This window comes from Enterobacter sp. CC120223-11, assembly GCF_900215375.1.
Classification (GTDB): domain Bacteria; phylum Pseudomonadota; class Gammaproteobacteria; order Enterobacterales; family Enterobacteriaceae; genus Scandinavium.
Genome location: NZ_OBEF01000001.1, coordinates 274,387 through 287,621, shown reverse-complemented (window position 1 = coordinate 287,621; position 13,235 = coordinate 274,387). Strand labels below are relative to the sequence as shown.

Here is a 13,235-nt window from a genome sequence, read left to right as displayed (position 1 = left end):
AGCAGAACGTGTCTGGCTCACCGTTTTTTTTAAGAAGAAGCGACCTTAGCGGTGCGCCAGTTCCACTTCATCTTCGCTTGCCATTACCGCTTTATCGGTCTGGCGCAGCCACTGGCTGGTCAGGGTACCGGCGGTCATGGAGCCGTTGACGTTCAGGGCGGTACGGCCCATGTCGATCAGCGGTTCGATGGAGATAAGCAGGGCAACCAGCGTCACCGGCAGGCCCATCGCAGGCAGCACGATCAGCGCAGCGAAGGTTGCGCCGCCGCCCACGCCTGCCACACCGGCAGAGCTGACGGTAACAATGCCAACCAGGGTGGCAATCCACAGCGGATCGAGCGGGTTAATGCCGACGGTTGGGGCAACCATCACCGCGAGCATGGCCGGGTACAGGCCCGCACAGCCGTTCTGACCAATGGTCGCGCCGAAGGAAGCAGAGAAGCTGGCGATGGATTCCGGCACGCCAAGACGACGGGTCTGCGCTTCAATGTTCAGCGGAATGGACGCGGCGCTGGAACGGCTGGTGAAGGCGAAGGTCAGCACCGGCCACACTTTACGGAAGTATTTCAGCGGGTTAACGCCGTTTGCGCCGAGCAGCAGGCCGTGAACCACAAACATGATGGCCAGACCGAGATAGGACGCCACGACGAAACCGCCAAGCTTGATGATGTCCTGCAGGTTAGAGCCTGCAACCACTTTGGTCATCAGCGCCAGCACGCCGTAAGGAGTCAGCTGCATCACCAGACGCACCAGCTTCATCACCCAGCCCTGCAGGGTATCGATGGCGGTCAGCACGCGTTTACCTTTCGGCTCGTCATCTTTCAGCAGCTTCAGAGCAGCCACACCCAGGAAGGCGGCGAAAATCACGATGCTGATGATAGACGTCGGGTTCGCACCCGTCAGGTCGGCAAACGGATTCTTCGGTACGAAGGAGAGGATCAGCTGCGGCACGCTCAGGTCTGCGACTTTACCAACGTAGTTGCTCTGAATGGCGGCCAGACGCGCGGTTTCCGCAGTGCCCTGGACCAGGCCCTGAGCGCTTAAACCGAACAGATTGGTCACCAGCACGCCGACCAGCGCAGAAATCATCGTGGTGAACAGCAGGGTGCCGATGGTCAGGAAGCTGATTTTACCCAACTGTGACGCATTATGCAGACGAGCCACTGCGCTCAGAATGGAAGCAAACACCAGCGGCATGACGATCATTTGCAGCAGTTGCACGTAGCCGTTGCCGACGATGTTGAACCACTGGATAGAGTCTTTCAGCACAGCGCTGTCTGCGCCGTACACCAGCTGCAGTGCAAGGCCGAAGACCACGCCCATCGCCAGGCCGACTAAAACTTTTTTCGCCAGGCTCCAGTTTTTATGCCGTGTTTGTGCCAGAGCAAACAGCAATACCGCGAACACCACAACGTTCGCTATTAATGGAAAATTCATCCCCGTTCTCCTGATGTCATTATACGGCCCAGAATCAGGCCGACTGTAATGGCGCAAAGAGTAGCAGAAGTGTGATTCACTTCTTATATCCAAATGGAATGGGTTATACCAAAACGGCGATGATTGCCTGTTTAGTGGCCGCTTTGCTGATTTATAAAGCGATCGAAGCGCCACTGCAGCGAACTGATAAGGCCAGATGACCAGCGCACGGCGCTGTTGTCGGTGACCGACTGTGGCATCCAGACTGCATAAACGAACAGCGCCATGCAGAGCACGCGTTCCAGCTGATTGCCTTTGCGCGGGGCGAGGATCGGCAAACGGAAACGCCAGCGGCAGGGCCACAGCAGCGGCACGCCCGCAGGGGTGAGCATGTCGGCGAGAATATGGCTCAGGTAGCCGAGCACCATCCCCTGAATGGCATCGGCAGGCACAATCCAGCTCTCTGGCACTTTGAGGTAAAACAGCGTCAGGCCGCCGAACACCGCCAGCAGGCTGTGGGTGAAACCACGATGACCACACATTCGCGCAATGGGTTTGGCTATCCAGCTCAGCCGCTGGCCAAGGAAGGATTTGGGGTGATCGATGTCCGGCAGCAGGCAGGTGAGCACCGCGGCGGGAACAATATGCCACCAGTCTCCCTGCGCAAGAACCGGGGTCAGTTCGGCATTTTTGGCAAACACCGCGCAGGCTACAGAAAAGAGCAGGTGACCTTCCGCCGTCATGATAACACCCGTAAAACTGTCAATTCATACAGTATAGGGTTTTTATACAGTGGACGGAAGAGGTGACGGTGTAACTCTTTGTCACAGCCCGATGATTATTCGGGCTGCGAGTCGGGAGGTGAAAATCAGCCGAGCAAATGTGCAGCAGTCAGCTGTGCAAGAGAGGATAGTTTTACGTCCGCCAGAACATAGCGCGGGTCAGCAGCGTTTTCGTGTTCAGGCACGACGATGGAGCGCATACGCGCCGCTTTGCTGGCAATCATGCCATTGACTGAGTCTTCCAGCGCCACGCAGTTGAGCGGCGAAACGCCAAGCTTTTCAGCGCAGTCGAGATACACCTGTGGATGCGGCTTGCTGTAGGGCAGCTTTTCCGCGGAGGCGAGGGCATCGAATTGATCGCGCAAATCAAACATGGCCAGCACTTTTTCCAGCATGTGCAGCGGAGAGGCCGACGCCACGCCCACTTTCAGCCCCTGGGCTTTGCACAGGGCAATGGCTTCACGGACGCCAGGCAGCAGCGGGCGCTCTGCTTCAACCAGGGAAATGGCGCGGTTGATGATAAGGTCGGTGACTTCTGCGCGGCTCGGGCCGCTCCACGGCTGATGGGCAAACCACAGTTCGACAACCATATCAATGCGCAGGCCGAGCGTGTCCGGCAGTTCGCTGCGGCGGCTGATATCGACGCCGATTTCAGCTAACACGCCCAGCTCAGCGCGATCCCACAACGGCTCAGAGTCAATCAATAATCCATCCATATCAAAGATAGCGGCAACGATTTGTCGCGAGGCTGACATAATGCAACTCCTGTAAAGTTAGAGGCCAGAGATACGGCTTCATCCTACACCATATCGCTTTTAAAGCGCAGGCGAAAAGGCGTATCTCAGGGTAGACTTACAGCGTATCATCAGCGCGTCTGAACAAGGGGAATCCATGACGTATCAACAAGCTGGACGCATTGCCATACTGAAACGCATTTTAGGCTGGGTTATCTTCATTCCTGCCGTGATTTCAACACTTATCTCACTGTTCAAATTTATGTTTGAGCACAGCGAAAAGCAGCCGGGCATCGACGCCGTGCTTCTTGATTTCGCCCACGTGATGATCGAAATGATCCGCTTCAACACGCCGTTTCTGAACTTCTTCTGGTACAACTCACCGCTGCCGGACTTTCACCACAGCCTGAATATTGGCTTCTGGATAATCTTCGCGCTGGTGTTTGTCGGCCTTGCGCTACAAGCTTCCGGGGCGCGGATGAGCCGCCAGGCCAAGTATTTACGTGAAGGTGTGCAGGATCAGCTGATTCTGGAGCAGGCGAAGGGGCCGGAAGGTCTGACGAAAGAGCAGATTGACGCGAAAATTGTCGTGCCACGCCACACCATTTTTTTGCAGATTTTCCCTCTCTACGTGCTGCCGGTGATTGTGATAGTGGCGGGATACTTCTTCTTTAAGCTGCTGGGCTTTCTGTAATAAAAAAGCCCGGTCATTGCTGGCCGGGCCGTGTTTTCAGGGCTTAGGGAAAGGCCTTGGTTTGCCTTCGCTGTCTACCGCGACATAGATAAACAGCGCTTCTGTAGCCTTATAGCGCTGGCCGATAGGCTCGGACGACACTTTCTTCACCCACACTTCAATATTGACCGTGATCGACGATGTGCCACGTTTTGTGCAGCGGGCATAGCAGCACACTACGTCACCCACTGCGACCGGGCGCAGGAAGGTCATACCGTCTACTCGCACCGTAACGACGCGACCCTGAGCAATCTCTTTGGCCATAATTGCGCCGCCAAGATCCATCTGCGACATGATCCAGCCGCCAAAAATATCACCGTTGGCGTTGGTGTCCGCAGGCATAGCCAGCGTACGCAGAACTAAATCACCAACCGGTGCTTCACTGCTGTGACTCATTTACTGTCGTCCTGCGGCATATGGCGGTAGATATACACGCCGCTTAGCAGCGTGAAAATCAGGGTCAGGGCGGTCAGGCCGAACACTTTGAAGTTGACCCAGATGTTCTGCGGCAGCCAGAAGGCGATGTAGATATTCGCCAGCCCGCACACAATAAAGAACAGCGCCCACGCGACGTTAAGGCGCGACCACACGAACTGCGGCAGCGTGAGCTCTTTGCCCAGCATGCGCTGAATCAACGGCTTCTTCATCACCCACTGGCTGAACAGCAGGGCGAGGGCGAACAGGCCATAAATCACGGTGACTTTCCATTTGATAAATTCATCATTATGGAAGAAGAGCGTCAGGCCCCCGAACAGCGCGACAATCACAAAGGTGATCAGCGCCATTTTCTCCACCTTACGATAGCGCACCCAGCTATAAATCAGCACGATGGCGGTGGCAACGATCAATGCTGTAGTGGCCGCGTAGATGTCGTAAAGCTTATAGAAAGCAAAGAAGACCACCAGCGGTAAAAAATCCAGAAACTGCTTCATACATTGGTTCCGTCTTTCAGTAACGGCCCGGGTTCGCCGGGCCTTAAGGGGATCAGTTACGAATAAGCATATACAGGCGGAATAAATAGATCAGCAACAACGCAGAAATGAGGTTGCTGATGCAGTTCACCACCACCGCGCCAACGTTTGGCGTCAACACGGCAAAGTTCGGGGCGAACATCAGCAGCGCGGTTTTCGCCAGCAGCCACGCCATTACCGGGGTGGCGACCAGGCGCATATTGCTCCACGCCAGACGCATGCTGCTGCGCATTGAGGCGAAGATCCCCATTTTATCCTGCACCAGCATGATCGGCGCAAAGGCCAGCACGATAGCCAGCAGAACGCCCGGCACCACCACCAACATCACGCCCATCTGTACCAGGAAAGTGGTAATGAAGATGAGAAGTAACAGTTTCGGCAGAACCGGTGCGCTGGCACCAATCGCACGCAGGGCACTGACGCGCTGCCCGGCGGAGATCATCTGAATCAACAGCAGTACGCCACCGGCGAGAATGGCGTTGCCAATCAGCCCGGAAAATGTGGATGCCGCAGAAGCCCGCAGCAGAATTTGCTGCTGCTCAGGCGTCATGTTTTGCACCAGTTCAAACAGGCCCGCGCTGCCCGCGAGGTTATCGCCTTCTTTCAGGATTGCTAACTGCTCGTCGCTCGGTGAGAACGCATGGCCAAGCACCACCGTGATAAACGCACATAACAGTGCAATCAGTAGGATCGTAACGAACTGATTGCGAAAAAAATTACCCGTGTCACGGTAAACCGACTTAGCCGTGATAGACATGCACTCTCCTTGAGTCTGGCTGGTATGAATAAGCCGGCAATTGTAACTCAGCCAACGCAAAAGTGGCAGCATCAACACCTGTATGGAAAAGCATATCTTTGTAAAGGCGCGGTAAGCCAAAACGATGGTCCGCAAGGCATGCCCCAATTCCCTGCAGGTTAAATGACTGCGAAGGGCGCAGCCAGTGGCGAAAATTGATGTGAGCATGTTTTAAGGTGGTTAAGTCAGAGGATAAAAATTAATCCAGATCAATAAATGTTAAATCTCAGAGTTGAATGTGATCTGAGTTGGATCGTTTTTACTCTTTTGTGGGTATATTCAGCGCGCTTATAAAACCATAACGAAGGAGTGGATATGAAAAAGTTAGCATTGGCAGCGCTGGTTTTAGGCAGTATCTCGGGCGGGGCCTGGGCGCATGAAGCGGGAGAATTCTTTATTCGTGCGGGGACGGCTACCGTCAGACCAACGGAAGGCGCCAACGGCACCCTCGGCAGCCTCAATGGCTTCAACGTCAGCAATAACACTCAGTTAGGCCTGACCTTTACCTACATGGCGACCGATAATATCGGCGTTGAGTTGCTGGCCGCCACGCCGTTCCGCCATAAGATTGGCACCGGCGCGACGGGCGATATTGCCACCGTGCATCAGCTTCCGCCGACATTAATGGCGCAGTGGTACTTCGGTGAGGCCACCAGTAAATTCCGTCCTTACGTGGGCGTCGGGGTGAACTACACCACCTTCTTTGATGAGAAATTCAATGACACCGGCGACGACGCAGGCCTTTCCGATCTGAGCCTGAAGGATTCCTGGGGCGTGGCCGGGCAGGTGGGCGTGGATTATCTCATTAACCGTGACTGGCTGCTGAACGCCTCCGTCTGGTATATGGATATCGACACCAAAGCGCGATACAAGTCTGATGGCTCGGTGCTCCCGGCGCAGAACTATAATGATAAAGTGCGTATCGATCCGTGGGTGTTTATGTTCTCTGCGGGTTACCGTTTCTGAGTCTGCACAGAGTGGCCGTGTGTCGGCCACTCTTTATTAAGTAACCGACGGAAATTTATAAATAAATTCCTTACAGTTGTTCTGACCACGTCTCTCGCATCTCTCTGCGTTCTCCCTAGAATATGCCGCTCGATAATTAAACGCAGATACTGATGATGAACTATAAATCCCTGTTTCTTATTTCCGCTCTGGCGATTGCAGGCTGTAGTGCCAAAGGCGATACCGCCAATGAACAGCGTGCCACGATCAAACAAATGCGCACCGACACACTGTCGCAACTCTATAATTTACACCCCGAAGCCCGCAGCGATATTCAGCACTCAACCGGTTATGCGGTCTTTTCCAGCAACAGCAGCAAGATTTTTGTCTTCGGTCTGGGCAGCGGTTATGGCGTAGTCAGGGATTCACACAGCGGCAAAGATACTTATATGAAAATGGCGCAGGGCGGTGCGGGCCTCGGCATTGGGATTAAACAGCTCAGCACGGTAATTGTCTTCCACGACGCAAAATCCCTGAACAAGTTTGTGACGGATGGCTACGTGGTGGGCGCAGACGCCAATGCTGCGGCGAAGTATGACGACAAAGGTGCGGGCACCGGGGCTTCAGCAAGCGCCGTTCCGACGGACACTAAATCGCTGGCGTCGAAGGTCAGCGTCTATGAAATGACCGAAAAAGGTCTGGCCGCCCAGGCAATGATCAACGGCTATAAATACTGGCCGGATGCCGACCTCAATAAATAATCATGCTAACGCCGACCATCCTGTCGGCGTTTATTTCTCTGCAACATTCCCCACAATTATCAGGCCTCAGTGGTTCCTCTGATTTGTCTTCACTTTACGTTTCTGTAAGTTTTGCCTGCTAGTCTCAGGTGGCTTATTCGCGAAGGGAACAGGAGGTTCCATGAGCAAGAAACTTCATGAGATCGATACCTTGATCGCCGATCTTAATGGGGCCGTGGAGGCGCATTATCAGTGGCTGGTGGAAGTCTTTCGCTATATTTCCGTGCGCGAAAGCGAACAGCCGGACATCACCCGCAGGTCGGCGCATAATTTTTGTCGGTTTGGTCGCTGGATCAACGGCTATCTGAGTGAAAACTCAGAGGACAGGGGATTCTCTCTGGCCATTTCTCTGCGCCATGAAGAGATGCATGATATCTGCCGTGAACTGGTTACTTCCATCATTGACGGTGACGTTAAACTGCCGCTGTTCGACGCGTTCAGCCAGGCGCTGCAGGGACTGAGTGAGGCCATTACCGCCTGGCAGCGGCACCTGCTACAGCTGCGCAGCGGCTACGATGCGCTGACGGGCCTGCCGCTGCGCCGTATTCTCGATGAATCCTTCGGCCGCCATATCCCGGAAGAGGATGGCGACCATATCTATGTGCTGATTATGGATGTCGATCATTTTAAGCGCGTGAACGATACCTGGGGGCATTTGGCGGGGGATTCTGTGCTGCGAGCGCTGGCCCTGAAGCTGCGTGAAAGTACCCGCAGCTATGAGCCGTCCTACCGTTTTGGTGGCGAGGAGTTCATCACCGTGCTTAAGGCGAGAAACGATCGGGATGCCTGCCGTGCAGGGCTTCGTATTAATGAGGCCATTGCCTCTCACCGTATCAGGCTGGGCAATGAACACCTGTCGATCACCGTCACATCAGGCCTGACACGAGCGCATCAGGGGGAAACGTTGCATCGGGTCCTGGAACGCGCAGATTCCGCTATGTATCGTGGCAAGCAGAGTGGCAGAAATCGCTGCATGTTTGTCGATCAAAGCCTGAACGTGAGCCAGGTGCGATGCTGAAGTGCAAAAAAAAAGCCCGCGCAAGGCGGGCAAATAATACTGGAAGCAATGTGAGCAATGTCGTACCGAATACCTGAGTGATTTGCTCAACTATTCGGTGTTGAGAAAGATAATACTTCTCATTAAGAAGTTCAACCCCTTCTTTTTTGGGGATGTTAGCTCACCATAAAAACGGTCCGGTTCTGGCTGTCATCCTGTGTCCAGGCCTGAGCCACGTCGGCCAGTGGCACAGCGCGATGGGCAACCGTAAAGTGGCCTGCAACGGCGGCGTTGAGCATCTCACCGGTGGCCTGCACCAGCGCGGGCAGTGAAAGGCTGCCGATCCCGCTCCCCATCAGCTGAATGGGCGAGGAGCGCAGCACGGCGCCCGGCAGAGAAATTTCCTGAGCGGACAGCGATCCTACCTGAACATAGCGTACCGGCGTGGTGCCTGGCGAATGCTTCGCCAGGGCTTTCAGCAGCTTTTCGGCGCTGTTCCCCCACAGATAATCAATCACCACATCAATCTGTTTCGCGGCATGTGCCGCCAGGGTTTGCGTCAGTTTACTGTCATCCGCCGTCAGCAGGACGGCAGCATCTACGTTAAGTGAGGCCAGCGCCTGGGCATTGCGCCCGGTTGCGATGATTTTTTTCGCGCCAAGATAGCGGGCAATTTGCGCTGCCAACCGCCCGGCGCTGCCGGTGGCACCGTTGATCAGCACGGTTTCGCCTGCCTTAAACCCGGCGCGATGGACCAGCGCGGCCCAGGCCGACATGCCTGGATTCGCCATTGCGGCGGCGGTGGCATCATCCAGCCCTTCAGGCAGCGGCAGGCAGTGGGCGACATCGACCGCAGCGTATTGTGCCATGCTTCCCCAGGGCGTTGGCGGGAACACGAAATAGACGCGCTGCCCGCCGTCAGTCACGCCAGTGCCGTCAATACCGGCAATAAACGGCAGCGTGCCGTCAAAGCTGTAGTGCTTACCTGAAGCACGGCTTTTCACCACGTGGCTAATCGCCGAGGCGGTGACCTGAATCAGCCGCTGATTTTCAGCGGCGACGGGCTCGGCAAAATCTGCATAAACGGGGGCCCGTGAAGGGTCAAATACGACGGCTGCTTTCATCTGATTTCTCCGGAAGGCTTTTTATGTGTAAAATGCACATAATTAATTGGGGCCACTCTACGCCAGTGAGAAAATACATGCAAGATGCACATAATAAATATGACGTGACCGATTTTCATGGCGCGCTGTTAGACGTCCTGAGCGTGATGAATCAGCCGAAGCGCGATGAAACGCTGCTGACGGCAGCAGGTGTGAAGCTGGATCAGGCGCTTTTTCCGCTGCTGGTGGCGATTGGCCGCTACGGCCCGGTTGGCGTGGTGGAACTGGCAGAAAGTCTCGGGCGAGACTACACCACGGTCAGCCGACAGGTGAAGAAATTACAGGAGCAGGGGCTGGCGCAGAAGCAGCCTGCCGAGCGGGATAAGCGAATCAGCGAAGTGACGCTATCTGAACAGGGCAAAGCGCTGACGGCCGCTATTGACGGTGCAAGGCAGAGGCTGATGAATGCTATTTTTGCCGACTGGCAGGAACAGGATGTGAAGGCTCTTTTTCGCCTGGTGCGGCAATACGCTGAAAGCGTGAAGAGAAAAGCGCCGTCTGACCGCTAAGCCAGACGGCGGCGAGTTATGCGCTGCGGGTCGCGGCTTTCATGTTCTGCACGAAGGTTTTCAGCTCGGCCAGCATGGCCGGGTGATTATCGACGTTCTTCTCAATAATTTTGACGATGGCTGAGCCGGAGATCGCCCCAGCGGCACCTGCGCCAATGGCGGCGGTCACCTGGTCCGGCGCGGAAATACCAAAGCCCTGAAGCGGCGGGGCGGCATTGTATTCGCTCAGTTTTTCAATCAGATGATGCAGTGGAAGGGCAGCCTTGTTTTCTGCTCCCGTCACGCCAGCACGCGAAAGCAGGTAGGTGTAACCGCGACCGTGAGAGGCAATCTGGCGCAGCAGTTCATCATCGGCGTTTGGCGGGCAGATGAAGATCGGCGCGATGTTATGGCGCATTGCCGCCTGACGGAATTCGGCGGACTCTTCCACCGGGACGTCAGCGACCAGTACAGAATCCACGCCCACGCGCTCGCATTCGGCGTAGAAGTGGTCAATGCCGCGGCTGAAGACCAGGTTGGCGTACATCAGCAGGCCAATGGGAATGGTCGGGTGCTTCTGGCGAATCGTCGCCAGCATTTCAAAACACTGGGCCACGGTGACGCCGGAGGCAAACGCACGCAGCGTGGCGCTCTGGATGGTCGGGCCGTCGGCCAGCGGATCGGAGAACGGAATACCCAGCTCCAGCGCGTCGGCGCCCGCTTCAATCAGCGTATCAATGATTTTCAGCGACTGTTCCGGGTTCGGATCGCCCAGGGTCACGAAGGGAACAAACGCGCCTTCCTTGCGGTTTTTCAGCTCAGTAAACAGGTTGTCATAGCGTTCCATCAGATTTCCCCTCGTGCTTTCAGGATGTCATGTACGGTGAAGATGTCTTTATCGCCGCGACCGGAGAGGTTTACCACCAGAAGCTGCTCTTTTTCCGGGTTTTCACGCATCATTCTCAGCGCATGTGCCAGGGCGTGAGAGGACTCCAGCGCCGGGATGATCCCTTCGTGGAGGCAGAGTGCTTTGAAGGCGTCCAGCGCTTCGTTGTCGGTTATCGACACATACTCCGCGCGGCCGGTGCTGTTTAAAAATGCGTGCTGTGGCCCGACAGAGGGGAAATCCAGACCCGCAGAGATGGAGTAAGATTCTTCAATCTGGCCTTCATCGGTCTGCATCATCGGCGATTTCATGCCGAAATAGATGCCAACGCGGCCGTGCTTCAGCGGTGCGCCATGTTCACCGGACTCAATCCCGTGCCCGGCAGGCTCAACGCCAATCAGGCCGACGGTGGTTTCATCAATAAAGTCGGCAAACATGCCGATGGCGTTGGAACCGCCGCCGACGCAGGCGATAACCGCATCCGGCAGACGGCCTTCTTTTTCCTGAATCTGCACTTTGGTTTCTTCGCCGATCATGCGCTGGAATTCACGCACGATGGTCGGGAACGGGTGCGGGCCTGCCGCGGTGCCGAGCATATAGTGCGCGGTCTCGTAGCTGCCGGACCAGTCGCGCAGCGCTTCGTTACAGGCGTCTTTCAGCGTGGCGGAGCCGCTGTGTACCGGGATCACTTCCGCGCCCATCAGGCGCATACGGAACACGTTTGGCGACTGGCGCTCTACGTCTTTCGCGCCCATATAGATACGGCATTTCAGGCCGAGCAGGGCGCTCGCCAGGGCAGACGCCACGCCGTGCTGACCCGCGCCGGTTTCGGCGATGATTTCAGTTTTGCCCATGCGTTTCGCCAGCAGCGCCTGGCCAAGTACCTGGTTAGTTTTGTGCGCGCCGCCGTGCAGCAGGTCTTCACGCTTGAGGTACAGCGTGGTTTTGGTGCCAGCGGTCAGGTTCTGGCATTTGGTCAACGCCGTCGGGCGGCCAGCGTAGTTCTTCAGTAAATCGGTGAACTGGGCCTGGAACTCAGGATCTTTCTGCGCGCTGACGAAAGCTTCTTCCAGCTGGCGCAGGGCAGGCATCAGAATTTGCGGGACGTACATGCCGCCAAATTCGCCAAAATAGGGGTTCAGTAATGTCTTCATGTCCATTTCCTTAATATGCACGCAGCGTCTGAAAGACCGAGGCCAGTTTGTTGGCGTCTTTGATACCCGGTTCAGATTCTACGCCTGAATTGAAATCGAGCCCCGCGCAGCCGCTTTTCGCCGCTTCCACGCAATTATCCGGGCTAAGGCCACCTGCCAGCAGGACGTTGCTTAAGTCCTGTCCGTTGAGCAGCGACCAGTCGAAACGCTGGCCGGTGCCGCCCTGGCCGTTGTCGAGCACGTATTTGTCGACGTGATTGAGCGTGCGTTCAGGCAGCGTCTCTTTCACGCTCAGCGCTTTCCAGATTTGTACTTTCTCAGGCAAGGCCGCACGCAGGGCATCGATATACGCCTGATCTTCATTGCCGTGCAGCTGAACGGCCGCCAGGCCAAGGCTTTCCACTTTGGCGGAGATATCCGCCATTTCGGCATCACGGAAGACGCCGACGTAGCTCAGCGGCGCGCTGTCGATGACGTCGCGGGCCTGCGCCTCGTTGACGCAGCGTGGCGAGGAAGACACAAAAATCAGCCCGCCATGAACGGCCCCGGCTTCGAATGCTGCCTGGGCGTCCTGAGCGCGGGTCAGCCCGCACACTTTATTCTCACCGAACAGCACGCGGCGTACGGCGGCATTGAGGTCGTCGTAAGCCATCATGGCGGAACCAATCAGGAACCCGTTGGCGAAATGGCTTAATTCACGTACCTGACCGTAGGTATTGATGCCGGATTCACTGATCACCGTTACACCTGCGCCTAAACGCGGCGCCAGCTGGCGGGTGCGGTTAAGGTCGATGGAAAGGTCGCGCAGGTCACGGTTGTTGATGCCGACGACTTTTGCGCCGAGCGCAATGGCGCGCTCCAGCTCTTCTTCATTGCTCACTTCGGTCAGCACGCCCATGCTCAGGCTGTGCGCCACGGCTGAAAGCTGGCGATACTCTTCATCGTTCAGCACGGAGAGCATCAGCAGGCAGGCGTCGGCCTGGTAGTAGCGGGCCAGGTAAATCTGATAGGGCTCGACGATAAAGTCTTTGCACAGAATCGGCTGCGGCGCGATCTGGCTGACGATGGGCAGAAAGTCGAAGCTGCCCTGGAAATATTTCTCGTCCGTCAGCACGGAAATGGCGGACGCATAGTGTTTGTACACCCCGGCGATGCGCGCCGGGTCGAAATCATCACGAATAACGCCTTTGGACGGAGAGGCTTTTTTGCATTCCAGAATGAAAGCGGTGCGCGCGCCCTGCAAAGCATCATAGAAGTGGCGCTTGCTTGGCTGTACATCGTTCTGGAAACTGGCTAACGGTTGCTGCTCCTTGCGGGCTTCGACCCACAGACGCTTATCGGCAACAATCTGGGCTAAAACGGTCTGCATT

Annotated in this window: 15 protein-coding genes and 1 pseudogene; 5 read left to right on the top strand and 11 right to left on the bottom strand. The window is 56.0% G+C overall.

All coding sequences use genetic code 11. The annotated features are described in order from the left end of the window. Positions 1–45: 45 nt before the first annotated feature. The 3 genes from CRO87_RS01290 to hxpB form a co-directional block, all read right to left on the bottom strand. Complete coding sequence (locus tag CRO87_RS01290) at positions 46–1,437, bottom strand: L-cystine transporter (protein ID WP_097161119.1); 1,392 nt, start codon at positions 1,435–1,437, stop codon at positions 46–48. A gap of 131 nt (positions 1,438–1,568) precedes the next feature. Further along, a complete protein-coding gene (locus tag CRO87_RS01285) occupies positions 1,569–2,159 on the bottom strand; it encodes a metal-dependent hydrolase (protein WP_097161118.1) in 591 nt (196 codons plus the stop codon). A gap of 125 nt (positions 2,160–2,284) precedes the next feature. Further along, positions 2,285–2,953: a hexitol phosphatase HxpB gene (gene hxpB, locus CRO87_RS01280; RefSeq protein ID WP_097161117.1), complete on the bottom strand. Its 669-nt coding sequence runs from the start codon at positions 2,951–2,953 to the stop codon at positions 2,285–2,287. 136 nt (positions 2,954–3,089) lie between these two features. Between hxpB and CRO87_RS01275 the strand changes: the two genes are divergently transcribed. After that, positions 3,090–3,626, top strand: a complete 537-nt coding sequence (locus CRO87_RS01275) for a YniB family protein (protein ID WP_097161116.1) — start codon at positions 3,090–3,092, stop codon at positions 3,624–3,626. A 36-nt stretch (positions 3,627–3,662) separates the two neighbouring features. Here CRO87_RS01275 and yciA read toward each other — a convergent pair whose 3' ends face one another. From yciA to CRO87_RS22815, 4 genes and pseudogenes are all read right to left on the bottom strand, one after another. Next, positions 3,663–4,061 carry an acyl-CoA thioester hydrolase YciA gene (yciA, locus tag CRO87_RS01270; RefSeq protein ID WP_097161115.1) on the bottom strand — a complete coding sequence of 133 codons (399 nt, stop codon included), beginning with the start codon at positions 4,059–4,061 and terminating at the stop codon, positions 3,663–3,665. Then, on the bottom strand, positions 4,058–4,597 hold the full coding sequence (locus CRO87_RS01265; RefSeq protein WP_097161114.1) for a septation protein A: 540 nt from the start codon (positions 4,595–4,597) through the stop codon (positions 4,058–4,060). Before CRO87_RS01265 ends, yciA begins: the two co-directional genes overlap by 4 nt. A 52-nt stretch (positions 4,598–4,649) precedes the next feature. Continuing rightward, on the bottom strand, positions 4,650–5,393 hold the full coding sequence (locus tag CRO87_RS01260; RefSeq protein ID WP_097161113.1) for a YciC family protein: 744 nt from the start codon (positions 5,391–5,393) through the stop codon (positions 4,650–4,652). After that, positions 5,377–5,517, bottom strand: a pseudogene (locus CRO87_RS22815) (hypothetical protein); the annotation flags it as partial. The pseudogene CRO87_RS22815 and the gene CRO87_RS01260, both read right to left, overlap by 17 nt. A gap of 230 nt (positions 5,518–5,747) precedes the next feature. Between CRO87_RS22815 and ompW the strand changes: the two are divergent. From ompW to CRO87_RS01245, 3 genes are all read left to right on the top strand, one after another. Continuing rightward, positions 5,748–6,398: an outer membrane protein OmpW gene (gene ompW, locus CRO87_RS01255; RefSeq protein WP_097161112.1), complete on the top strand. Its 651-nt coding sequence runs from the start codon at positions 5,748–5,750 to the stop codon at positions 6,396–6,398. Between the two features lie 155 nt (positions 6,399–6,553). Further along, positions 6,554–7,138: a YSC84-related protein gene (locus CRO87_RS01250; RefSeq protein WP_097161111.1), complete on the top strand. Its 585-nt coding sequence runs from the start codon at positions 6,554–6,556 to the stop codon at positions 7,136–7,138. Between the two features lie 160 nt (positions 7,139–7,298). Next, positions 7,299–8,195, top strand: coding sequence for a diguanylate cyclase (locus CRO87_RS01245; protein WP_097161110.1), 897 nt, complete (start codon positions 7,299–7,301; stop codon positions 8,193–8,195). A gap of 155 nt (positions 8,196–8,350) precedes the next feature. On the opposite strand, the gene CRO87_RS01240 is transcribed toward CRO87_RS01245, so the two are convergent. Then, positions 8,351–9,298 carry a zinc-binding alcohol dehydrogenase family protein gene (locus CRO87_RS01240; protein WP_097161109.1) on the bottom strand — a complete coding sequence of 316 codons (948 nt, stop codon included), beginning with the start codon at positions 9,296–9,298 and terminating at the stop codon, positions 8,351–8,353. A 77-nt stretch (positions 9,299–9,375) separates the two neighbouring features. Here CRO87_RS01240 and CRO87_RS01235 point away from each other — a divergent pair, with 77 nt between their 5' ends. Further along, the gene (locus tag CRO87_RS01235; protein WP_097161108.1) at positions 9,376–9,846 is read left to right on the top strand and encodes a MarR family winged helix-turn-helix transcriptional regulator; all 471 of its coding nucleotides are present in this window, start codon (positions 9,376–9,378) and stop codon (positions 9,844–9,846) included. A 16-nt stretch (positions 9,847–9,862) separates the two neighbouring features. On the opposite strand, the gene trpA is transcribed toward CRO87_RS01235, so the two are convergent. From trpA to trpCF, 3 genes are read right to left on the bottom strand one after another with little or no spacing between them, the layout of a single operon-like run. Beyond that, entirely contained in the window at positions 9,863–10,672 is an 810-nt protein-coding gene (trpA, locus tag CRO87_RS01230) for a tryptophan synthase subunit alpha (protein WP_097161107.1), read from the bottom strand. Then, entirely contained in the window at positions 10,672–11,865 is a 1,194-nt protein-coding gene (trpB, locus tag CRO87_RS01225; protein ID WP_097161106.1) for a tryptophan synthase subunit beta, read from the bottom strand. Before trpB ends, trpA begins: the two co-directional genes overlap by 1 nt. Before the next feature lie 10 nt (positions 11,866–11,875). Beyond that, positions 11,876–13,234 carry a bifunctional indole-3-glycerol-phosphate synthase TrpC/phosphoribosylanthranilate isomerase TrpF gene (trpCF, locus tag CRO87_RS01220; protein ID WP_097161105.1) on the bottom strand — a complete coding sequence of 453 codons (1,359 nt, stop codon included), beginning with the start codon at positions 13,232–13,234 and terminating at the stop codon, positions 11,876–11,878. Position 13,235 lies beyond the last annotated feature (1 nt).